The 21,592-nt window shown below is 69.3% G+C and carries 26 protein-coding genes; 14 read left to right on the top strand and 12 right to left on the bottom strand.

From position 1 onward, the window contains the following. Positions 1–3: 3 nt before the first annotated feature. Both ML01_RS06385 and ML01_RS30995 read right to left on the bottom strand, forming a co-directional pair. Complete coding sequence (locus tag ML01_RS06385) at positions 4–1,311, bottom strand: hypothetical protein (protein ID WP_058554563.1); 1,308 nt, start codon at positions 1,309–1,311, stop codon at positions 4–6. A 43-nt stretch (positions 1,312–1,354) separates the two neighbouring features. Further along, positions 1,355–1,489, bottom strand: coding sequence for a hypothetical protein (locus ML01_RS30995; RefSeq protein ID WP_256363619.1), 135 nt, complete (start codon positions 1,487–1,489; stop codon positions 1,355–1,357). Between the two features lie 324 nt (positions 1,490–1,813). On the opposite strand from ML01_RS30995, the gene ML01_RS06380 reads away from it, so the two are divergent. Genes ML01_RS06380 through ML01_RS06370 form a run of 3 tightly spaced genes read left to right on the top strand, consistent with a single transcriptional unit; the run spans position 1,814 to position 5,183 of the window. After that, complete coding sequence (locus tag ML01_RS06380) at positions 1,814–3,148, top strand: NAD(P)/FAD-dependent oxidoreductase (RefSeq protein ID WP_058554562.1); 1,335 nt, start codon at positions 1,814–1,816, stop codon at positions 3,146–3,148. Between the two features lie 47 nt (positions 3,149–3,195). Then, positions 3,196–3,966 (top strand): DUF1365 domain-containing protein, encoded by a 771-nt coding sequence (locus ML01_RS06375; RefSeq protein WP_256363620.1) that lies wholly within the window; start codon positions 3,196–3,198, stop codon positions 3,964–3,966. Further along, positions 3,966–5,183 (top strand): cyclopropane-fatty-acyl-phospholipid synthase family protein, encoded by a 1,218-nt coding sequence (locus tag ML01_RS06370; protein ID WP_082674013.1) that lies wholly within the window; start codon positions 3,966–3,968, stop codon positions 5,181–5,183. Before ML01_RS06375 ends, ML01_RS06370 begins: the two co-directional genes overlap by 1 nt. A gap of 148 nt (positions 5,184–5,331) precedes the next feature. Here ML01_RS06370 and ML01_RS06365 read toward each other — a convergent pair whose 3' ends face one another. The 7 genes from ML01_RS06365 to bioB form a co-directional block, all read right to left on the bottom strand. Continuing rightward, positions 5,332–6,222, bottom strand: a complete 891-nt coding sequence (locus ML01_RS06365) for a trypsin-like peptidase domain-containing protein (RefSeq protein WP_371258184.1) — start codon at positions 6,220–6,222, stop codon at positions 5,332–5,334. Then, positions 6,219–7,430: a D-alanyl-D-alanine carboxypeptidase/D-alanyl-D-alanine-endopeptidase gene (locus ML01_RS06360; RefSeq protein WP_058554561.1), complete on the bottom strand. Its 1,212-nt coding sequence runs from the start codon at positions 7,428–7,430 to the stop codon at positions 6,219–6,221. The genes ML01_RS06365 and ML01_RS06360 overlap by 4 nt, the downstream gene beginning before the upstream one ends. Positions 7,431–7,591: 161 nt before the next feature. Beyond that, entirely contained in the window at positions 7,592–8,269 is a 678-nt protein-coding gene (gene bioD, locus ML01_RS06355) for a dethiobiotin synthase (protein WP_058554560.1), read from the bottom strand. Then, the gene (bioC, locus tag ML01_RS06350; protein WP_058554559.1) at positions 8,266–9,201 is read right to left on the bottom strand and encodes a malonyl-ACP O-methyltransferase BioC; all 936 of its coding nucleotides are present in this window, start codon (positions 9,199–9,201) and stop codon (positions 8,266–8,268) included. Before bioC ends, bioD begins: the two co-directional genes overlap by 4 nt. Then, positions 9,198–9,977 (bottom strand): pimeloyl-ACP methyl ester esterase BioH, encoded by a 780-nt coding sequence (gene bioH / locus ML01_RS06345; protein ID WP_058554558.1) that lies wholly within the window; start codon positions 9,975–9,977, stop codon positions 9,198–9,200. The genes bioC and bioH overlap by 4 nt, the downstream gene beginning before the upstream one ends. Continuing rightward, complete coding sequence (gene bioF / locus ML01_RS06340; RefSeq protein ID WP_082674011.1) at positions 9,974–11,293, bottom strand: 8-amino-7-oxononanoate synthase; 1,320 nt, start codon at positions 11,291–11,293, stop codon at positions 9,974–9,976. The genes bioH and bioF overlap by 4 nt, the downstream gene beginning before the upstream one ends. 16 nt (positions 11,294–11,309) lie before the next feature. Beyond that, a complete protein-coding gene (gene bioB, locus ML01_RS06335) occupies positions 11,310–12,371 on the bottom strand; it encodes a biotin synthase BioB (protein ID WP_058554557.1) in 1,062 nt (353 codons plus the stop codon). A 414-nt stretch (positions 12,372–12,785) separates the two neighbouring features. Here bioB and ML01_RS26950 point away from each other — a divergent pair, with 414 nt between their 5' ends. The 10 genes from ML01_RS26950 (at position 12,786) to ML01_RS28435 (ending at position 18,900) form a co-directional block, all read left to right on the top strand. Continuing rightward, complete coding sequence (locus ML01_RS26950; RefSeq protein ID WP_082674010.1) at positions 12,786–13,319, top strand: HEPN domain-containing protein; 534 nt, start codon at positions 12,786–12,788, stop codon at positions 13,317–13,319. A 38-nt stretch (positions 13,320–13,357) separates the two neighbouring features. Next, a complete protein-coding gene (locus ML01_RS28440) occupies positions 13,358–13,708 on the top strand; it encodes a hypothetical protein (protein ID WP_156427582.1) in 351 nt (116 codons plus the stop codon). A 309-nt stretch (positions 13,709–14,017) separates the two neighbouring features. Next, positions 14,018–14,323 (top strand): DUF29 domain-containing protein, encoded by a 306-nt coding sequence (locus ML01_RS06330; protein ID WP_058554556.1) that lies wholly within the window; start codon positions 14,018–14,020, stop codon positions 14,321–14,323. Positions 14,324–14,428: 105 nt separating this feature from the next. Continuing rightward, positions 14,429–15,100 (top strand): endonuclease III, encoded by a 672-nt coding sequence (nth, locus tag ML01_RS06325; RefSeq protein WP_058554610.1) that lies wholly within the window; start codon positions 14,429–14,431, stop codon positions 15,098–15,100. A 40-nt stretch (positions 15,101–15,140) separates the two neighbouring features. Beyond that, positions 15,141–15,593 (top strand): DUF1841 family protein, encoded by a 453-nt coding sequence (locus ML01_RS06320; RefSeq protein WP_058554555.1) that lies wholly within the window; start codon positions 15,141–15,143, stop codon positions 15,591–15,593. 301 nt (positions 15,594–15,894) lie between these two features. Continuing rightward, positions 15,895–16,155 (top strand): hypothetical protein, encoded by a 261-nt coding sequence (locus ML01_RS06315; RefSeq protein WP_058554554.1) that lies wholly within the window; start codon positions 15,895–15,897, stop codon positions 16,153–16,155. 115 nt (positions 16,156–16,270) lie between these two features. Beyond that, positions 16,271–17,143: a DUF692 domain-containing protein gene (locus ML01_RS06310; protein WP_058554553.1), complete on the top strand. Its 873-nt coding sequence runs from the start codon at positions 16,271–16,273 to the stop codon at positions 17,141–17,143. Then, on the top strand, positions 17,136–17,939 hold the full coding sequence (locus tag ML01_RS06305; RefSeq protein ID WP_058554552.1) for a DUF2063 domain-containing protein: 804 nt from the start codon (positions 17,136–17,138) through the stop codon (positions 17,937–17,939). Before ML01_RS06310 ends, ML01_RS06305 begins: the two co-directional genes overlap by 8 nt. 100 nt (positions 17,940–18,039) lie before the next feature. Continuing rightward, positions 18,040–18,339 carry a DUF5132 domain-containing protein gene (locus tag ML01_RS06300; protein WP_058554551.1) on the top strand — a complete coding sequence of 100 codons (300 nt, stop codon included), beginning with the start codon at positions 18,040–18,042 and terminating at the stop codon, positions 18,337–18,339. 45 nt (positions 18,340–18,384) lie between these two features. Then, positions 18,385–18,900, top strand: a complete 516-nt coding sequence (locus ML01_RS28435) for a hypothetical protein (RefSeq protein ID WP_058554550.1) — start codon at positions 18,385–18,387, stop codon at positions 18,898–18,900. Here ML01_RS28435 and ML01_RS26940 read toward each other — a convergent pair. The 3 genes from ML01_RS26940 to ML01_RS29535 form a co-directional block, all read right to left on the bottom strand. Further along, positions 18,806–19,618 (bottom strand): hypothetical protein, encoded by an 813-nt coding sequence (locus ML01_RS26940; protein ID WP_371258183.1) that lies wholly within the window; start codon positions 19,616–19,618, stop codon positions 18,806–18,808. The genes ML01_RS28435 and ML01_RS26940 overlap by 95 nt on opposite strands. A gap of 454 nt (positions 19,619–20,072) precedes the next feature. Further along, positions 20,073–20,621: a Uma2 family endonuclease gene (locus ML01_RS06290; protein ID WP_058554549.1), complete on the bottom strand. Its 549-nt coding sequence runs from the start codon at positions 20,619–20,621 to the stop codon at positions 20,073–20,075. A 3-nt stretch (positions 20,622–20,624) separates the two neighbouring features. After that, positions 20,625–20,870, bottom strand: coding sequence for a hypothetical protein (locus ML01_RS29535; protein WP_162267977.1), 246 nt, complete (start codon positions 20,868–20,870; stop codon positions 20,625–20,627). A gap of 491 nt (positions 20,871–21,361) precedes the next feature. Here ML01_RS29535 and ML01_RS06285 point away from each other — a divergent pair, with 491 nt between their 5' ends. Further along, complete coding sequence (locus ML01_RS06285; RefSeq protein ID WP_058554548.1) at positions 21,362–21,580, top strand: hypothetical protein; 219 nt, start codon at positions 21,362–21,364, stop codon at positions 21,578–21,580. Positions 21,581–21,592 lie beyond the last annotated feature (12 nt).

Below are 21,592 nucleotides of genomic sequence, written 5' to 3'. Positions count from 1 at the left end.
TCGCTAGCCCTCGGCCTCGGCCGCCGCCGGCCGCTCCAAGCCCGCGAATCGCTCTGCGCCGCCCGGCTCGGGCGGCGCCGCCTTTTTCTCCGTCACGCGCTCGACCCAGGCCCGCTGCATCAGCGCCCGCGGCAGCGGCGGAAACTCGAAGCGGGGCATCTCGCGCATCAAAAAGAACGACACCAGCATCAGCGGCGGGGCGTGGAAGATCAGGAGCCGCAGCATGGAGTGGTCGGCCAGCTCCACCCAGCGGATGGCCGGCGACGCGGCCATGATGCCGAGCAGCATCAGCATCGGCAGTGCCCGCTGATAGGCCACCCGCCAGCGCGCGCCGGCATGGCGCTCGTGGAAGCTCTGCGGCGCCTCGGCGAGGGTCGCCGCGAGGTGCGCCACCATCGCGCCGAGCTTCGTTTCGATATCGGCCGTGCGCGCGGGCTCATGGGTCGCGACACGGATGGCGCTGCGCCAATAGGTCACGATCTGGCGCAGCGGCCGGAAGTCCCAGGCAATGACGGCAATGAGGTCCTCCGGCACCTTGAGCTTCACCCCGGGGTCCGGCGTCAGCTTCACCTCCGCCGGCATGCCGCTGAAGCGATCCGCCTTGAGATTCAGGTGGATCGGGTCGATGCGGGCGTTGGCCTCGGTCAGCACGGCCCGAAGCGCGCCGTCGGCGTCGCCGATCAACAGCTCATCGGCCGGCGCGGGGTCCGGCGCGGCCGCCGGCTTGCGGCGCAGCCACGCGACGCGTTCGCCCAACAGCGCCTCCGCCCGGCTCCGCGCCGCCTGCCAGAGCCGCCCGCCGACGGTGGCCGCAGCGCGCCGCGCGTCGGCGCCGGCCCGCTGCGAGAAGGCCAGCGACGCCGGCATCAGCACATAGCTGCGCGCCACCGGCACCCCGCCGTGCACGCCGAAGTGCCGGCGCACCGACACCTGCTCCAGTTGCGCGAGCAGGGTATCGAGCTCCGCCCCTTCGGCGGTGAGCGTTGCCATCAGGCCGGACCCGTCGCGCACCTCCCGCACCAGGCGATGCTTGCCGCTGGCGGCGCCGGCCTCCAGGCGCAGTCGTGCAGTCAGCGCGATGGGGCAGTCGGCATCCGCCGGTATCTCAGTCGCCGTGAACGCGAGCACCCGCGCCTCGCGCCGGCTCGCGGCCATGTCCGCGTGCAGCCCGCGGGCGGTAAAGGGGCCCATCAGGGTCAGGATCTCGTGGTGGGTCAGCGGGTGCTGTGGACCCTGCGGGCGCAGCGGCCGCGGCGGCTTCGGCTTCGGCAACAGCCGTGGGCCCTTGCTTTTGATCCGCACTTGTTGCATCGCTGGTTCTCCCATGGGTTGGTGCCGCGGGGCGCGGTCGCGGTCAGCGGTGCGCCGCGCAGAGCCGAAGCGCGGCGGTCAGGGTTCGGGCGCTGTCGACGTCGAGCTTGACCGAGGCCAAGTCCTCCGCGCGGGCGCGCCCGTGGTTCACGAGCGCGATGGGGATGCCCGCCCCCACCTCCCGCAGGTAGAAACGGTATCCGAAAAGACGCCGAGCGACGACCCTACGACGAGCATTCCGGAGCAGCGCACGATCTGCGCGGGGGCATGCCGCTGGATGTAGCGCGCGAGCGCCGCTGCCGCATCGGACCCGATCGCAGCGTCCGCCGGGGGCGCAGGCGCATCCGGGCGTGGTAGATTCCGCCGGCCGCGCGGGCGAGCCGGCCCTGGCGCCGGTCCGTTGCACTATCCGCCTCGTCGGCGTAGCGCACCATTGATACCGATCGGCCTTGTCCAGATCTTCCATCCACCCTCCCGGACGAAACCTGTACAACGCATCCGCATGAGAGATCGAGTCTGTGTCATCGGCAGCGGCATCGCCGGCTTGGCGTCTGCGTGGTTGCTGTCTCAGCGCCACGACGTGACGCTGATCGAAAAGAACGGCTACTTCGGTGGCCATACCAACACCATTGATGTCGACGAAGACGGCTCCCGGATACCGGTGGACACGGGCTTCATCGTCTACAACACGCGCAACTATCCGCTGTTCGTCCGGTTCTTGGCGCGCTTAAGCGTGCCGACCCGCGCCTCGGACATGTCCTTTGCCGCCTCCATCGGCCCAGGCCGCGTCGAGTATGGCGGCGACGGCCCCCACACGATCTTTGCACAGCGCCGCAATCTGGTAAGCCCGCGTTTTCTACGGATGCTCGTGGACATCCTGCGCTTCGGTGCCGTCTGCCGGCGCTGCCTGCGCGATTCGAGCTTCAACGGCCGCAGCCTCGGACGATTCCTGGCCGACGCGCGCTTGGGCGACGGCTTCCGCGACCATTACCTGTTGCCGATGGCGGCGGCCATCTGGTCCTGCCCGCCGGCGACGATGCTGGAGTTTCCGGCCGAGAGCCTGGCGCGTTTCTTCGACAATCACCGGCTACTGAACCCGCTGGAGCGGCCCGCGTGGCGCACCGTCGCCGACGGCTCGCAGTCCTACGTGAAGCGCATCGCAGCGGACCTGGGTCCTGCGCGCATGGTGCAGGATGGTGCCGTGTCCGTGCAGCGGCGCGAGGCCGGCGCGCGCGTGCAGCTCGCCTCGGGGCGCAGCATCGACTGCGACCGCGTCGTGCTCGCCTGCCACGCGGACCATGCGCTCGCGCTCATCGAGCAGCCGACCGAGCTGGAGGCGGACCTGCTGGCGCGCTTCCGCTATCAGCCGAATCGCACCTTCCTGCACACGGACGCGCGGCTGATGCCGGCGCGTCGCGTGGTGTGGTCGGCGTGGAACTACCTGGCCGCCGACGGCGCCGATGGCGACAAATCCGTGTCCGTGACCTACTGGATGAACCGGCTCCAAGGCCTGACCAGCCGCCGCGACTACTTCGTGTCCCTGAACCCGCTGACGGACCCCGACCCCGCCACGGTCATCCGCGAGATGACCTACGACCACCCGGTGTACGACCAGGCCGCGATGGACGCGCAGCCCGAGCTGCACCGGCTGCAGGGCGCCGACCGCCTCTACTTTTGCGGCAGCTATCACGGCTACGGCTTCCATGAGGACGCGCTGCGCGCCGCCGTAGACGTGGCGGATCGGCTCGGCGCCGACACCGGCTGGCTCACCGGCGACGCGGCCGAGCCCGCCCCGGACGCGCTGCCGCTGCCGACCCCGGTGGGGGTGCCCGCGTGACGGCGGCGGAGCTGCCGGCGGACGCTGTGGCCAACGCGCCGCACCGCATCTTTTTCACCCGCGTCATGCACCGACGGCTGTTCCCGGTGCAGTACCGGTTCGAGTACCGGGTGTTCAGCGTCCTGCTGGACGTCGACCGGCTCGATGCGGCGCCCGGACTGCTCGCCGTCGCGCCCGCGTCGGCGGCCGGGAGCCGCCGGCGCGGCCTGCGCCCGTTCCGCTTCGACCTGCGCGACCACGGCCCGCGCGACGGCTCGCCGCTGCGACCCTGGGCGGAGCAGGTGCTCGGCCGGCGCGGCATCGACCTGGCCGGCGGGCGCATCCGGGTCTTGTGCTTTCCGCGCGTGCTGGGCCTGGGCTTCAACCCCTTGAGCCTCTGGTACTGCGAGCACGCGGACGGGCGGCTGCGCGCCGTCATCGCCGAGGTCAGCAACACCTTCGGGCAGCATCACAGCTATCTCTTGCACGACGACGGCCGGCCCCTCGACTGGCCGGTGCGGGCCGAGAAGATCAAGTGTTTCTACGTCTCGCCGTTGATGGACATGCTGGGCGGCTACCGCTTCCGTCTGTCCGAGCCCGGCGCGCAGCTTGCCGTGCTAATCCGCCAGTTCGACGAGCACGGCCGGCTCAAGCTCGTCGCCAGCCAGACCGGCCCCGGCGAGCCGCTGACCGACGCGGCGCTGTGGCGCGCCTTCCGGGCGATGCCGGTGATGACCTACAAGGTGCTGTTCGCCATCCATTGGCAGGCGCTCAAGATCTGGCTCCGCGGCGCGCGCTTCTTCCCGAAACCCCAGCCACCCGAGCAGGAGGTCACCTGATGTCCAACCACGAGAGCGCACAGGCGTCCCCAATGCCGGTCGGCGGCCAGCGCGCCGCGCTGAAGCCGTTCCGGCACCTGTTCGACCGCATCCTGCGCGGCCACCTGCGCATCCGCATCGGCGAGCATGGCCATGACATGCACGGCGCCGAGGCGGGCCCGAGCGGCGAGATCCGGCTGTTGAAGCCCGTCAGCTTCGCCCGGCGCATCGCCCTGCGCGGCCACGTCGGCTTGGGCGAGTCCTACATGGCCGGCGACTGGGACACGCCGGACCTAACCGCGCTGCTGCACTGCTTTGCGGCCAATCAGCACGCGCTGGTGGAAGTGTACGACGGCAGTCTGCTGCACCGGCTCGCATCGCTGTTCCGCCACCGCCGCCGCGCCAACACCCGGGCCGGCAGCCGGCGCAACATCGAGGCCCACTACGATCTCGGCAACGATTTCTACCGGCTCTGGCTCGACCCGAGCATGACCTATTCCAGCGCCGTGTACGAGCGCGAGGCAGACACGCTGGAGCAGGCCCAGGCGAACAAGTACATCCGCCTCTTGGAGCTATTGGACGCCGAGCCCGGCCAGCACGTACTGGAGGTGGGCTGCGGCTGGGGCAGCTTCGCGCGCACCGCGGCCACGGCGGGGCTCAAGGTCACCGGCCTCACGCTCTCGCGCGAGCAGCTCGCCTGGGCCGAGGCCGCCGTGGCCGGTACCCCGCTCGCCGAGCGCCTGGCGTTTCGGCTCCAGGATTACCGCGACGTCACCGAGCGCTTCGACCACATCGTCTCCATCGAGATGTTCGAGGCCGTCGGCGAGGCCTACTGGCCCGCCTACATGGCCATGCTCAAGCGCTGCCTGAAACCGGGCGGGCGCGCGGCGCTCCAGATCATCACCATCGCGGACTCCGAGTTCGACGGCTACAAGGCGAGCCCGGACTTCATCCAGCGCTACATCTTCCCCGGCGGCATGCTGCCGACGGTCGGCCGCTTCGACGCCGCGGCGGCCGACGCCGGGCTCCGGGTGGTCGAGCGCAGCTTCCATGGCCTCGACTATGCCCGCACGCTGGCCGAATGGCGCGAGCGCTTCGACGCCGAGCTGCCCGCCGTGCGCGCGCTCGGCTACGACGAGCGCTTCGTCCGCATGTGGCGCTATTACCTCTGCTACTGCGAGGCCGGCTTCCGCGACGAGCGCATCGACGTGATGCAGGTGGCGCTGGCCGCGGATTGACGCCACGTTTCGACGGGGCGTCGGACCGGGCAGGCGCGTCGGGAGCGGGAGCGGGAGCGGGATCGGTTGTCACTTTTGCACAAGGGCCGAGGGCCAAGGGCCAAGGGAGCCCTCCTTGGCCCTTGGCCCTTGGCCCAGCTCCGCCTCTCTACCGCTCCCCGGTGATCCGTCGCATGGCCCGCTGCGCGCGGTTGCCGGGCACGGCGAAGCCGATGCCGACGTTGCCGCCGGACGGTCCGATGAGGGCCGTGTTGATGCCGACGATGCGCCCGGCCAAGTCGATGAGCGGGCCGCCGGAATTGCCGGGATTGATCGATGCGTCGGTCTGGATCAGCTCGCCCAAGCTGTCGTCGGCGATGCCGGTGCGCCCGACGGCGCTGACGATGCCGGACGTCACGGTCTGCCCAAGCCCGAACGGATTGCCAATGGCAATGACGAAGTCGCCGACCTCGAGCCGGCTCGAGTCCGCGAAGCCGAGCCGCGGCGCGTCCACCGGCGAAATCCGGAGCACCGCGATGTCGGTGCCCAGGTCGCGGCCGATGAGCCGGGCCTTGAAGCTGCGGCGGTCCTTCAGCGTCACGGTGATGTCGCGGGCGTCCTCAATGACGTGTGCGTTGGTCAGCACCAGCCCGCGGCGGCCGTCGATGATGACCCCGGAGCCGACGCTCTGGCGCCGACGCAGCTCGTCCACGTTCGGCGGCTCGATGCCGAACTGTTCCAGAAAGCGCCGGAACGCCGGGTCGTTCAGAAAGGGATGATCTTCGAGGTTGATGTCGGAGATCACCGCGACGTTGACCACCGCCGGTGTCACCCGCCGCAGCAGCGGAGCCAGGGTCGGATAGCCGCCCTCCGCGTTCCAGTACAGGGCGGTGCGCTGTGGTGCAGGCAGGGGCACCGCCGGCGCCGCCGCCGGACCTTCCGCCCGCGGCAGGAGCCCCGGCGCGCAGCCCCAGAGCACCGCGGCGGCGAGCAGCAGCGTGGCCCACGCGCAGGCGCGCCCACCGGGGCGCGATCGCGCTTGCGGCGGTTGCGGGCTCAATAGCGCGCCAGCCTGGGCGTGCTCGCCAGCGCGCTCGCCACCTGATTGCGGAAACCGTAGGCGACGGGCTGGTTGATGAGCAGGCTGAAGGGCGCCCATTCGCCGCCGCGCCGCACCCAGCCGGCGTAGGTGCTGACGCCCCGGAGCGTGCCGGTCTTGGCGCGGACGTTGGGGTTGCCGTCCTGCTGCGGCACCAGGTTGCGGTAAGGCTCCATGGCGTCCAGCACATCGATAAGCTGGCGACCGCTCAGCCGGTTGCCGCGGGAGAGACCGGCGCCATCCTCAATGGCGAAGTCCCGCCAGCCGAACTTGCGCCGCGCCCAGTCCTCCATCCAGCGCTGCGACAGCGCCATGCTGCTCTGCCCGCCCCGCTCGCCGAGCAGCAGGAACAGATTGTTGGCGACGAAGTTCGTCGAATATTCCAGCATGTTCTCGACCACGGTGGACAGCGGCCGGCTGTTCGGATGCGCCAGCAGCAGGGTGCTCGATCCAGGCGCACGCCCCACCTGCACGTCGCCGTTGACGCGGATGCCGGCGGCCTTGAGCTTGAGCTCGATGAGCTCGCCGAAATGCCGGAGCGCATTGTCCCGGGTCTTGAGGTTGACCCGCTGATTGCCAGCCCCCGCGCCGGCGGCCATGCGGCGCGCGGTGGCCGTGAGCGCTGTCTGCGCCTCGGCGCTGCGCACGCTGCCGCCGGAGATGCTGACGTTCACGGTGTTGAAGTTCACGGCCAGTGCCGTTACCGGTGCGTCGTAAGGGTTGTTCGTCGCGGAGCGGCCGGGGATGCGATCGTCGGCGACGAACAGCGTGTCGTCCAGCCCGATGCCGTTGACGCTGGTGATGCCGCGCCCGCGCAGCCCCCGGATCGCTTGGTCCAGCTCTTCGGACACGAGATACGGGTCGCCCTTGCCGACCACCCAGAGCCGGCCGTCGCTGCCCTGGCGAAACTCCGTCGTGAAGCGGTGGTTGAGACCCCAGCGCTCAATGGCCGCGAGCGCGGTGACGAGCTTCATGGTCGAGGCCGGCACCATGCCGCGTTCCGCGTTCTGCGCGATGGCGAGCTTGCCGCCCTCCTCCACCACGAGGCTCGCGTTGCCGAGCGCGATGGTCTGGCTGATGGGGTCCGCCGAGAGCGCAGCGCTGGCGGCGAACAGGTACAGGCTGAGCAGGACAAGCAGGGCGCGGGCGGCCCAGTGGCGGACAGGCATGAATCGGCTCCTTTCAGTGTCGGCTGGCACGGGGGCAATGCGGACTCCGGCGGTCCCGTCGAACGCGGCCCGCCGGATCGCGCGGAGCTTAGCATGCGGCATCGCCGGCCCGGCGGCGGCCGATCGGCGCGCCCACCCGTGTCAAGCCGACGCCCGTCGGGTCAGCGCAAGAGCGGTTCCAGGTTGAGGTATTCCGCGATCACCTCGGGTGTCGGCGGCAGCAGCCGCGGCACCACGCCGAGCGTCGGCGCGTCGATGAGGGCGGCGAGGGTCGCGATGTTCTCGTCGCGCGCGAGCATGTCCGGGTCGATCTCGTTGGCGATCCAGCCCACCAGCCGCACGCCTCGGGCGCGGACGCTCTCCGCCGTGAGCAGGCTATGGTTCAGACAGCCGAGGCGCAGCCCCACCACCATCACCACCGGCAGACCCAGCGCGGACGGTAGATCGCTCAGCGACAAGGCCGGACCGAGCGGTACCCGCCAGCCGCCGACGCCCTCGACGATGACCCGTTCCGCCCGCTGCGACAGCGCCTGGTAGGCGTCGCGGATGCGCCCGAGCTTGATGTCGACGCCGGCCAGCCCCGCGGCCACGTGCGGCGCAATGGGCTCCGCCAGCGCGTAGGGGTTGACCTCGCGGTAGGGCACGTCGATTCCGCCAGCCGCGATCAGCTTGATGGCATCGTTGGACTGCAGGCCGTCGTCGCCGGGCACACAGCCGGCGGCGATGGGCTTCATGCCGATGGCGCTGACCCCGCGCGTCCGGAAGGCCGCAATCAGCCCGGCGGCGATCTCGGTCTTGCCGACGCCGGTGTCGGTGCCGATGACGATGAGCCCGTTCACGGCTCACCCCCCGCGGCACTGCGCCGCCGCAGCCGGCCCGCGACCGCCTCCAGCGGGATCGCGATCCCGTCGGCGGTGGCGAGCTGCGGCTGGGCCTTGGCCGTGACCCAGGCGTGCCCGTGCACGACCTCGTAGGTGGCCGGCAGCCGGCCGCCTTGGCGCTGCGATTCGTAAGCCTGCTCCAGCGCCGCCAGCCGTCGGCGCCCGGTGAGCCCGCGCGCCCGGCCGGTCAGCGCGTTGTGGGCGCCGAGCTGCTTCAAGTCCCGCATCAGGCCGCGGAGGTCGGCGTAGGTCAGGGTCATGCGCTCCACGTCCATCACCGGGTCGGCGAAGCGCGCGCGCACCAGCGCGTCGCCGATGTCGTGCATGTCGAGAAACGGCGACACGTGGGCGCCTTGGTCCACGGCCGCCCAGGCGGTGCGCAGCTCGCGCAGCGTGTCGGGGCCGAAGGTGCTGAACAGGAGAAGTCCACCGGGGCGCAGCACCCGCAGCAGCTCGCGAAAGGTGGCGTCCAGGTCGTTGACCCATTGCAGGGTCGCGTTGGAGAAGACTAGATCCACCGAGTCGTCCGCCAGCGGCAGCGCTTCGGCATCAGCGCAGATCAGCCGCGGGCGGTTCAGCCAATGGCCGCGGCGCCGGGCCCGGCGCAGCATGCTCAGCGCGAAATCGAGTGCCAGGATCTCGGCGCCGCGGTAGCGCCGCGCCAGGCCGTCGAGGGTGAATCCGGGGCCGCAGCCGAGATCAAGCACGCGCTTGGGCGCGAGCCGAATGTAGCCGAGCCGCTCCAGCATCCGATTGCCGATCTCGCGCTGCAGCACCGCGACGGCCTCGTAGCCGTTGGCGGCGGCATCGAAGGCGCGGCGTGCGGCGGCCTTGTCGATGGGCTTGTCGATGATGGGCTTGCCGATGGCGTGGTCGATGACCTGATTCATAGGCCGATTTCGTCCAGAAAGGTATTCAATGCCCCGGCCGCCGCCTCGCCATGGGACAGCCAGGGCGCGTGGGCGGCACCGGCGATGACGCGCGCCCGCGCTGCGGGCATCAGCAGCGCGATACGCGCTGCTGCAGCCGCGGGCACCAGCGTGTCGCGCTCGCCGAAGAGCCAGAGCGCGGGCGGGCGGATGTCCGGCAGCGGACCTCGCAGGTCTTCCTCTTGGAGAAACAGCAAGCCCTGCCCCAATGCAGCAGGGTCCGGCGCCGGCCGTGCCGCGAGCGCCGCCCTGAGGCGCCGCAGCAGCCCGCGCGCGTCCTCTTGACCCCTGACCTGCAACGCGAGAAAGCGTTCCAACGTGCCAGCAGGATCGGCCAGGAGCCCGTCGTGGAACGCGGCCAGCGTCGCCTCCGGCATCGCCACCTGCCAGTCCGCGGCGCGCGTGAAGCGCGGCGTGGCGGCCACCAGCACCAGCGCCCGCACCCGCTTCGGCGCGAGCCGCGCCGCCTGCATGGCCACCAGCCCGCCCAGCGACCAGCCGAGCCAGACGGCCTGCTCCGCCCCCAACGCCGCGGCCTGCTCCAGGCAGGCACGCGCCCAGTGGTCCAGCGACCATTGCTCCGCCGTGAAGGGCGCGCCGCCATGCCCCGGCAGGTCCAGCGCCAGCGGCTCAAAACGTTCGGTGAGCGCCGCCGGCAGCCCGGCCCAGACGCCCGCGTTCATGCCCCAGCCGTGCACCAGCACCAGGGGCGGCTTCGCGCTGCGCAACGCGCTCATCGGCCCGCACCGGCAGCGGCGTCCGACGCTTCCACCTCGGCCCTCGGCCCTCGGCCCTCCCGCCGCGGCAACTGCGCCAGCAGCTCCAGCAGCCGATCCACGTCCTCTTCCCGATGCGCTGCGGACAGCGTGATGCGAAGCCGCGCCTGCCCCTTCGGCACCGTCGGCGGCCGGATCGCGGTCACCAGCACGCCCTGGTCCTCCAGGAACAGGCTCCACTCCAGCGCCAGCAGCGAGTGGCCGGCCAGCAGCGGCTGGATCGGCGTGTGCGACTCCAGCAGCGGCAGCTCCAGCGCGGCGGCACCGTGGCGAAAGCGGGCGATGAGGGCCTTGAGGTGCTCGCGCCGCCAGTCCTCGCGCACCGAGAGCGCGAGCGCCGCGGACGCGGCATGCGCCACCGCCGGTGGCAGCGCCGTGGTGTAGATGTAGCTGCGGGCACGCTGGATCAGCGTCTCGATGAGCGTCTCGCTGCCGGCGACGAAGGCGCCGAAGGTGCCGAAGGCCTTGCCCAGCGTGCCCACCAGCACCGGCACCTGCCGGTCGTCCTGCCGCAGCACGTCCAGCGTGCCGCGGCCGGCGCGGCCGATGACGCCGAGCCCGTGCGCGTCGTCCACCATGAGCCGGGCACCGGCGGCGGCGGCGATCCGCGCCAGCTCCGGCACTGGCGCCAGGTCGCCGTCCATGCTGAAGACGCCGTCGGTGATGAGCATGCTGGCGCCGGCGTCCGCGAGCATGCGCTCCAGCGCGTCGACGTCGCGGTGCGGATAGCGCTTCAAGCGCACCTGCGCCAGCCTGGCCCCATCGTTCAGCGAGGCATGGTTCAGCCGGTCCGCAAACACATGCTCGCCGCGCACGCAGAGCGCGCTGATGACGCCCAAGTTGGCCATGTAGCCGGTGGAGAAGAGCAGCGCCCGGGGCCGGCCGGTAAAGTCCGCGAGATCCTGCTCAAGCTGCCGGTGCGCCTCGCTGTGGCCGGACACCAGATGCGCCGCACCGCTGCCGACGCCGTAGCGCGTCACGCCCTCGCGCAGCGCGTCGGTAACGACGGGATGCGCGGCCAAGCCAAGGTAGTCATTGCTGCAGAACGACAGCATGCGGCGTCCGTCCACGACGGGCCGCACGCCCTGGGGGCCCTCCAGCACGCGGCGCACGCGATAGAGGTTCTCGCGGCGCAGGCGCTCCAGGTCGGCACGCAGCGCGGCGTCGTCGGAGGGCGGTGTCGCCGAGGCATCGAGCGGGCGCGATGCCGAGGACTCGGGGTTCCAGCCGTCCGGTGCTCCGCCGCCGTCGGCGCCGCGGCTGTGCGAGTGTGTCATCGCGCGGCGGCCGGGCTCAGCGGCCGACGGCGGCAGCGCCGGCCTCGGCAGCCTCGTGTCGATGGCAGGCGCCTGGCTCCTCGCGCCCCGGCGGCTCGGCCTCCTCGAAGCGGATGCCGAGCCGCGCGAACAGCGCCAGATCGCGCTCGGCGCCGGCGTTCGGCGTGGTCAGCAGCCGCTCGCCGTAAAACACCGAGTTGGCGCCGGCAAGAAAGCACAGGGCTTGTAGCTCGTCGGTCATGTCGTCGCGGCCGGCGGAGAGGCGCACCCAGCTTGCCGGCATCATGACCCGCGCCGCGGCGACGGTGCGCACCAGCTCGAAGGGGTCGAGCTGCTCGGTGCCGAACAGCCGCGTCCCCTCCACCTGCACCAGCAGGTTGATCGGCACGGACTCCGGATGCGCCGGCAGGTTCGCGAGCTGGCACAGCATCGCCGCCCGGTCGCGCCGGCCCTCGCCCATGCCGAGGATGCCGCCGGAGCAGGTCTTGAGCCCCGCGGCGCGCACGTGCTCCAGCGTGTCGAGGCGGTCCTGATAGGTCCGCGTCGAGATCACCCGGCCGTAGAATTCGGGTGAGGTATCCAGGTTGTGGTTGTAGTAGTCGAGCCCCGCGTCCTTCAGCCGCTGCGCCTGGCCGCCGGTCAGCATGCCCAGCGTGACGCAGGTCTCCAGACCCAGCGCCTTCACGCCCTCGACCATGGCCAGCACCGTATCGAGGTTCTTGTCCGTCGGGTTGCGCCAAGCGGCGCCCATGCAGAAGCGCGTCGCCCCGGCCGCGCGCGCGCGGCGGGCGGCGTCGAGCACCTCATCGAGCGGCAGCAGACGCTCGCGGGTCAGCTCCGTCTCGTGCTGCGCGCTCTGGGAACAGTAGCCGCAGTCCTCCGGGCAGCCGCCGGTCTTGATGCTCAAGAGCGTGCTGAGCTGGATGCGGTTCGGGTCGAAATGCCCGCGATGCGCCGTCTGCGCCGCGAACACGAGATCATTAAACGGCAGCCCGAGCAACGCCTCGGCCTCGTCGGCGGTCCAGTCGTGGCGGATGGCGTCGTGCTGCGACGACGCGGGGGCGAAGGCTTGATGCATGGGCTCGGCTGCTTGGTCGCGGACGGAATCGATACGAACGCGGGATGACGACCACCCCGCCGCGCATCGTCCACGTCGGTCGCGGCGCTGTCAACCAAAGTCGTCCATGGCGGTTGACACGCGTCGGCCAACCGGGTGCGCCGGATTCATCCGGCCCGAAGCAGCACCCATCCTGGGTGCGCCGGATTCATCCGGCTCCCAAGGAAGGGCGACTTCCGGTCACCCGCACCGCCGCGAGGTGCGTAAACCGCGGCGCGAAGGCCAGGTCGCGGACGCCGTCCGATCCAAGTTCTTGACCTGGATCAAACACACTGCGCGAGCGACCACAACCCGACGATCGGGCCTTGCCGCCGCGGCGGGGATGGCATAGCGTCCTGTGCCTATAGGCTGATAGAGGATCTGCGAGGGTTGAGTGTGGCGACGTTCGGCCTGAGCTGGTCGCTGGACTGGCTACAGCGCGCCTATTTCAGGAGCAGCACATTGTGGGATTCGTCTGATCTTTCTGATTCCGTGGATTACACGTTAGGTGCTAGAAAAGAACAAGTACGGACGATGATTAATACGAAAGAAATCAAGAATATCGCGAGAGCTCGACTTCAAGATGCCGAGGTGCTCGTTGCGTCACGGCGTTATGAAGGGGCTATTTATCTTTGCGGCTACGCGGTTGAACTTGGATTAAAGGCGCGCATATGTAGAACGTTGAAATGGTCTGGGTTTCCGTCCACAAGGAAGGAGCTCGAAGGGTATCATAGCTTCAAAACTCATAATCTCGATGTGTTGCTCCACCTTACTGGAATGGAGGACCGCATAAAAACACGGTTGTTTGCTGAATGGTCGGCTGTTGCGGAGTGGGATCCGGAATCAAGGTATAACCCTATAGGTAACGCGTCTCCTACTGACGCGAATCTAATGGTTTCCGCAGCGAAGTCCCTTTTGGCCAGACTATGATAGAGTTACTAGAAAAACTCAAAGAACAAGAAGTTGTTATGGCCAACGAGAAAGGGCCATTTGAGTTCTTTGCACTATTCCTTAGAGAAGATGCTCCGGGCAAGTGGGATCTCGTTGTTGCTGCAGAGTGGATTGATAAAAATAAAGAAGCATCTCTAAAATACATTGCAGGCATCGTGCAAAAGACCTTATCCAAGGAAGAGCTGCTGAAACTTTCTCGCATCGTACTTATTGATGAAAAAAATCCCGCGCTAGAAGCACTACACATAGCAATGAGAGTTGAGCATAGCATTGCGGAAATTCAAGATAGCGACTTTTTTGGCATGCAAATAAAGCATGCGTATTTAATTACATCGCGCAGGCGCGAGAATCCAGCACCTAACACCTAACACCTAACGAATAAGGTTGGATCGCGGGAGCGAAGCGAGCCGCGATCTGAACCGGTCGTTGGACGAGCCCGGGGTCGAGGAATCACGGGGAGGGCATAGAAAACATCTTCCATGAAGCCGGTGGTGCGCCGGCCGCGGGGACCCGCGGCCGGCGCACCACCGGCTGTCTTCGTCGCCGCTTCGGCGACGGCGGCAGGCCGAAGCGGGGATCTCGCGCCGTGTGGCCCGATAAGCCGCTACGGCGTCGCATTGGGTTCTTGCGACAGAGTGACTCCGAGACGATCGCAGCTCAGGTGAAGGACGCCGGTCTTGCAATCAATCATCGGCGGCGTGCTTCCGCGCCTTAAGGCGCTGGATCTCGGGCGCCATCAGCCCGAGGCCCGCTCCACCGGCTGGGCCGGCACCATCGCCGAGCAGCGCGACCAGCTCGACACCTTGCTGCGGCAGAGTCCGTCGCTCTGCCGGCTAGTGCCGGAATACATCGGTTACGCCTATCCAAAGGCACGCCGGGCCGCGGCGCTGGAGACCGGGCTGGCGCGGGAGGCCTTCCCGGTGAGCTGCCCGTTCACCGCGGAGCAGGCACTGGACCCGGACTTTCTGCCCGGCGCCGTCTAGCCTGGCGCGAGCTGGCCTCGCCCGGCCTCCGGAGCCGAGTCAAGCCGGTGTACCCGGGCGGCCGGCGCGACAGCGGGCAGCGCCGCGGCTATGCTTGCCGCCGCCATGAACCGCGCCAAACGCACTGAAATCTTCGAGCGCCTTAAGGCCGCGAACCCGGCACCGACGACGGAGCTGGTGTACAGCAGCACCTTTGAGCTGTTGATCGCCGTGATCCTGTCCGCGCAGGCGACGGACAAGGGCGTGAACAAGGCCACCGCGCGGCTCTTTCCGGTGGCCAACACGCCGCAGGCGATCCTGGATCTGGGCGAAGACGGGCTGAAGGCGCACATCAAGACCATCGGACTCTTCAACAGCAAGGCGAAGAACATCATCGCCGCGTGCCGCATGCTGGTGGACGCGCACGGCGGCGAGGTGCCGCGGGAGCGCAAGGCGCTGGAGGCCCTGCCCGGCGTCGGCCGCAAGACCGCGAACGTCGTGCTGAACACGGCCTTCGGCGAGCCGGCCATGGCGGTGGACACGCACATCTTTCGCGTCGCGAACCGCACCCGCCTCGCGCCCGGCAAGACGCCGCTCGCGGTGGAGCTTGGGCTGCTCAAATTCATCCCGAAGGCCTTTCTCCAGGACGCCCACCACTGGCTGATCCTGCACGGGCGCTATGTCTGCACGGCGCGCAAGCCGCACTGCCCGGACTGCATCATCCGGGACCTGTGCGAGTACCAGGACAAGACGCCCGCCGCGAACAGTGAAAAGCCCGCGGCAGACGCCACCTCCTGAGCCCAGACGAGCCGGCGGAGCACCCACGGAGCACCCCCCCATGTTCGGCCCCCAGCGCGACCCTTACCGCCGCCAGTTCATCGACGCCTGGCAGAAGGCCCAGTCCGGCGCCCCGTTGACGGCGCTGGAGCAGCGCATCGCGGAGGTGGCAGGTCTGCACCCCGAGTACCACGCGCTGCTCGCCGACGCGGACAAGGCGCTCGGCAGGGACTGGCTGCCGGAGCATGGCGAGACCAATCCCTTTCTGCACATGGCCCTGCACTTAGCGCTGCTGGAGCAGGTGGGCGCGGACCTTCCGCCCGGCATCCGCGCGCTCTACGCTCAGGCGCTCCGCGCCCGCGGCGGCGAGCGCCACGACGCCGAGCACCGCATCATCGACTGCCTCGCTGAGGCCCTGTGGCGCCAGCAACGCGACGGCCGCGAGGACGACCCGCGGGTGTACCTGGACTGCGTGCGCCGGCAGCTCGGGCTCGGCCTGGGCGACCGGCGCTGACGGCCGAGAACCCACCACGCTGCGGCCGAATCTTGCCGCCGCCGGGCCGCCCTGAAAGAACTCGATACGGCCCCCGGTCTTGGCCTGCGATGACAACGGTAGCGGTCGCTCGACCCGCGGCCTGCGACGAGGTAACGCCCCACCGGCGGTTCCCCCATGCAGGCTCCGTGTTTCCGCGCCGCCTTCCGTGTTATCCAAGCGGACGTGTCGGTTACTCTGCGGATCGAGAGCATCCGCCCGCGCCCGACGCGACCACTGAACCCAATCGACTCCGAATTTCCAAGCTCAAGAGGCAAACCCCATGTCCAAGCAGACCATCACCCCAGTCGTTGCCATTGTCGGTGCCGCGCTCGCCGGCGGCCTGACCGCGGCCCAGGCCGCCACCACCGAGCTCAGCGCGGACCAGCTCTTCAGCGCCACCGAGATCGGCAGCGGCTACCTGCAGGTGGCCGAAGAGGGCAAGTGCGGCGAAGGCAAGTGCGGCGGCGATAAGGGCGAAGGCGAAGGCAAGTGCGGTGAAGGCAAGTGCGGCGAGGGCAAGTGCGGCGACGATAAGGGCTGAGCACCGCCCGTCCGCGGCACGCTGACGGCGTGCCCGCGGATGCCTTGACGCCCGGCGCCCGGGCCACTGTCCGGGCCTGTTTCGCAAGACCTTCACGGCTCAGCCGACGACTCCGATGCTCACGCCAAGCCAATCACCGGCTCCGCGACCACCGCTGCAGGGAGCGGGGCTCGGCCTGCGCCGCAGCTTCATTGCGAACGCGACCGAGGCGCCGCCGAGGGAAGTAGATTTCTGGGAGGTCGCCCCCGAGAACTGGATCGGCGTCGGCGGGCGCTTCGGCCGGCTGTTTCGGTCCATGACCGAGCGCCACACCTTCGTCTGCCACGGGCTGTCGCTCTCTATCGGCGGGCCGGCACCGCTCAATGAGGACCTGGTGCGCCGCATCAAGGGCTTTCTCGACACCCACGGCATCGAGATCTACAGCGAGCACCTGAGCTACACCACCGACGACGGCCAGCTCTACGACCTGATGCCGATCCCCTTCACCGAGGAGGCGGTGCACTACGTCGCCGAGCGCGTGCGGCGGGTGCAGGACATGCTTGGGCGGCGCATCGCGCTCGAGAACGTGTCGTACTACGCCGCGCCCGGCCGGGAGATGCGCGAGATCGACTTTATCAACGCCGTCCTCGCGGAGGCGGACTGCGAGCTGCTCCTGGACGTGAACAACATCCACGTCAACAGCATCAACCACGGCTACGACGCCGTCGAATTCCTGGAGAGCCTGACCGGCGAGCGCATCCGCTACGGCCATATCGCCGGCCACTACGTGGAGGCGCCGGATCTGCGCGTGGACACCCACGGCGCCGACGTCATCGACCCGGTGTGGCGCCTGCTGGAGCATGCCTACCGCTGCTACGGCGTGTTTCCGACGCTGCTGGAGCGGGACTTCAACATCCCGCCGCTGGAGCGGCTCGCCGGCGAGGTCGGCCGCATCGCGGACATCCAGCGCCGTCACGGCCCGCGCGCACGGGTGGCCGCCCATGCCTGAGCCGGCGTCTCACGCAAGCACGGACGGCTTCCGCGCCGTGCAGCTCGCCTTCGCGGCCCACCTCCGCGACCCGGAGCACGCGCCGGCGCCCGCCGACGTCGAAGACCGGCGCATGGGCATCTACCGGGAGCTGTTCTTCAAGAACATCTCGGGCCTGCTCGAAGGCGCCTTTCCGGTGCTGCGCAAGCTCCTAGGCGATGAGCGCTGGAACACCTTGGTGCGGGACTTCATGGTCGAGCATCACGCGCGCACGCCGCTGTTCCTGGAGCTGTCGCAGGAGTTTCTGGATTATCTAGGCACCACCCGCGCCGCCCGCGACGCGGGCGACCCGCCCTTTCTGCTGGAGCTCGCGCACTACGAATGGGTGGAGCTGGCGCTGGGCGTCAGCGACGACGAGCCGGACCCGAGCCATGCGGACCCGAACGGCGACCTGCTCGACGGCTGCCCCGTGGTCTCGCCGCTGGCCTGGAACCTGAGCTATCGGTATCCCGTGCACCGCATCGGGCCGGACTGTCAGCCGAGCGCGCCGCCGGCCGCGCCGACGCACTTGGTCGTCTACCGCAACCGCGCCGAGCGCATCGAGTTTCTGGAGATCAACGCCATCACCCAGCGGCTCTTAACCCTGCTGCAACAGGACCCGCCGCGCACCGGCCGCGCGGCGCTGTTGGCCATCGCGGCGGAGCTGACGCATCCGGCACCGGAGCAGGTGGTCGCCGCCGGTGCCGGCATGCTCGCGGACCTGCGCCGGCGCGACGTCATCCTCGGCACGCGTTGGCCGGCAGCCGCGGACGGCTGAACGCGCCGGGCTTCCCGGCCCAGCCGCCCGCGGCCCAGCCGCCGCTCGGACTTTCGGTTAGACTGCGCGCCGTCCAAGCAGTCCCGCAGGAGCCCGGAGCATGCCCCAACTCCCCACGCTGGCGAAGAGCAAGGCCGTGCGCAACACCGCCATCGGCATCGGCGTCGCCGTGCTCGTGCCGGTGGCCGTGACCTTTCTCGCACCCTACGTGCGCCCGGCGGCGCGCTCGGTCATCAAGGCCGGGCTGCTCGCGCTGGAGAAGACGAAGGAGGTCGCGGCGGAGGTCGGCGAGGTGATGGAGGACTTGGTGGCCGAGGTGCGCGACGAGCTGCGCGCGGAGCGCGAGGCGGCGCTCGCCGCGCTGCACGAGACGGCGGCTCGCCACGACGAGGATGGCTGACGCGCCCGCTTCCCGGACCCGAGGCCCGCGCCCGCAATCGCATCGATGACTGCCGACGCCGACAGCACCCTGCCCCGCGAGCCGGCTCGCGTGGTGCACCAAAGCCATGGGCGGCTCAGGCTCCGCCTGCCGCAGCGCCGGCACGACCTGCCGTTCTTTCTGTCGCTCTACGAAGAGCTCAACGCGCAGCCCGAGATCGACGAGGTCAGCATCAACCCGGCCACCGGCAGCGTGCTGCTGTGGTTCGACCCGGTCCAGGCGCCCGCGCTCCCCAAGGCGCTGACCCGCGGCGGCCTGCTGCGGCTCGATGGCAGCGACCTGCACCCCGAGCACGCCGAGCGCCACCTGTTCCACGTGTCGCTGAACGACATGCGCATCATCGTGTTCCTGATCATGACGGCGCTGTCCATCCACCAGTTGCTGAAGGGCCAGCTCCTGGCCCCGGCGCTGACCATGCTGCTGTACGTCATCGACCTCGCGGTGGGCATGCGGCTGGAGCGGGATGCGGCGGCGGGGCATGGGCATGCGGCAGATGACGCGGTGGTGGATAGCGGCGGCTAATATTGGTCAAGTCATACAGCGTCACCGTCCAGTCGAGCCCGAACAGCTCGCTCACGCGGGCGAACACGGCCTTCTCCAGCGCCGCGCGATGGCGCATGAGCACATCGCCGGCCCGGTAGAGCTGCATGAGGCTCATGGCCTCGAAGTCCACATCCAGCAGCTCGCCCAAGGCACTGCGCTCGCACAACCACCGTTGCGTGGCCAGCTCCGAGCCCGGCGCGGCCATGCGCCCCACGATCACGCCCACGACGGCGGCGCGTTGCGGCCCGGTCAGCCCCAGCCGCTCCAGCAGGGCGACGAAGTCCACCTGTGCCAGCGCCCACAGCCCGAGCGCCTCGACCCCCACGGTGCGCGGGCGCGCGAGCGTCAGGGAATCGATCTCGACGCTGTGCACCTCGGCACTCGGCTGCGCGCCCGGCGCCGGCTCGGCGCTCGGCGCCTGCGCGCGCGCCAACAACTGCGCCGCCAGGCGTTGCGCCTCGCGCTCGATCAGCAGCGAGCCGCAGCCGCCGAGCAGGACCTCTTGGCCGCTCTGGATCTCCTCCACGCGCGCGCACAACGTTGGCCAATCCGCCTGCGGTATCGCGAAATGCCGGCCCAGGTTCAACAACGTGACTTGCCGGACCTTCCCCCCCACGCGCTGCGAGCGCACCAATCGATACCTGTAGTAGCGCTCGCCCGTGGCGGTGTTGCGCGTGTGGGTGCGGCGGATATACACGCCCCAAACGCTAGACCACGGCACGCCGCAAGGCAACCGGCCCCTTTGAATGTTATGGCACTACTTCGCCTGCCGAGGCACCTGTGTACAAAGGAATCGGGCACTTACCCGCCAGGAACGGCGAATATCAATGGGGCCAGGTTAAACATGGGCTAACCGCTTTCCTCACCCCCGGATCCTCGTCGTCGCGCGCTTGCGCGATCATCGCGATCGCTTCCGTTCCGCGGACTTGGTCCGGCGCCTCGACCGCGGCCATACGCACCATGGCCCGACCGTCATGGAGCCCTCGTTCGAGTGCCGCCGTTTGCAGATGAGTCTGATTTCATCTAGGCGTCGGACTTGGCGAGGCGCGTCGGGATCGGGATCGGGATCGGTTGCCGCTCGGTTCGAACTCGAAAGCGATCCCGATAGCGATAGCGATGAGCACGACTCGTGGGTCTGCGGCGAAGCCTCCCTAGGTGTCGCCGAGCACGACGCCCAGGTCCAGCTCCACGGCCTCGAACGGCGGCACGCGCGCTCGGTCCCGGCCGGTCAGCGTCGCGATGACGCGCCAGCCATCGGCGTCCAGGGCATGGGCGACGAGAGTGCGGCGCTCGGGCCAGATGAGCCAGTAGTAAGGCACCTGGTGGCGGCGCAGCAAGAGCGGGATCTGCACGGTGTCCTTTTTCTCGTGCCCCGGCGAGACGATCTCGCAGACCCAGTCCGGCGGCAGCTCGACCGGGCCGTCGGGCAGCCGCGGCAACCGCTCGCGGCGCCAGCCCGCGAGGTCGTGGCTCGGGCATTCGTGGGGCTCGTAGGCGACGCTGATGTCGGTGAGTATCCACCAGCCACCGGGGCCGGAGCCGTCATCGAACGGACCCAGGCGGCGGTCGATGCTGCTCTGGGCTCGGGCATGGCGCGCCCGCGTCATGGGCCGGCGGACGATCTCGCCGCCGATCAGCTCGACGCGCTCCTCCGGCGTCATCAGCAGGTCATGCACGGTCTGTAGCTGCACCGCCTCCATGGATCACCTCGCGACTCGTTGTGGCGTGAGTCGGCATGATGGAACAGCGCCCCGGGGCGTCTCAAGCCGTCGGGGGGCGAGCCCTTGCCGGACAGGGTCCGAGATCGGCTGCCCTTCGTTGTCGTTGTCGTTGTCCTGGCCGTTGTCATGGCCGTTGTCGTGGCCGTTGTCATGGCCGTTGTCATGGCCGTTGTCGTGGCCGTTGTCATGGCCGTTGTCGTGGCCGTTGTCGTTGTCGTGAGAGTCCACGCCTAAAGCCCTAGTGCAGCAGCGCGGAAGTCCCGAGACCGTTCCCGGGTACGCCGACTTTAGTCGGCCCCTGGGGACGGCGGACTTCAGTCCGCCAAAGGCACGCAATCGAATGGTCTCGGGATCTCCGCAGCGAAGCACTAGTGAGGGCCCGATCCCGATCCCGATCCCGATCCCGACGAAAGAGACGCCAGTGTGGCGCCTTGATTGCCGTGTTTCACTTGTTATTGAACCGTTCCTTCACCGTGCCCGCGGCGCACCGAAGTCCGCCTTCCCCAGGGTTGCCGACTGAAGTCGGCGTACCCGGGGAATGGACTCGCCATTTTCGAGCACGACCCCGGTGCGACGATTGGCGTCCAGGTCGGTGAGCCTGTCGCCAGCCGGGGGTTTCGCACCGCATGGGCGCATCCGCCCCGGCCGGCGCCGGGGCCTGCGGAACGCCTGTGCTATCTTTCGGCAGGCAGCCAACACGAACAGGAGGGCACCGCCCCGTGGGCAATCTCATCGTCACCGGCATCACCTTCGGCGTCTTCATGACCGAGGCCCTGATCCACTACAACATGGGCCAGACCAAGAGCCGCGGCAAGTTCGAGCTGACCATCCCGCCGGCCGGCGAGCTGGCGAAGATCGCCGCCGTTACGCTGACCTTCTCCGTCGTCACGGGCCTGCTCGTGAAGGCGTTGCCGAAGAACGTGCAGCCGAAAATCTAACCGGCCCGGCCC

Origin of the sequence: Thiohalocapsa sp. ML1 (assembly GCF_001469165.1) — a bacterium.
Classification (GTDB): domain Bacteria; phylum Pseudomonadota; class Gammaproteobacteria; order Chromatiales; family Chromatiaceae; genus Thiohalocapsa.
This window is presented reverse-complemented; position numbering and strand designations above follow the sequence as displayed.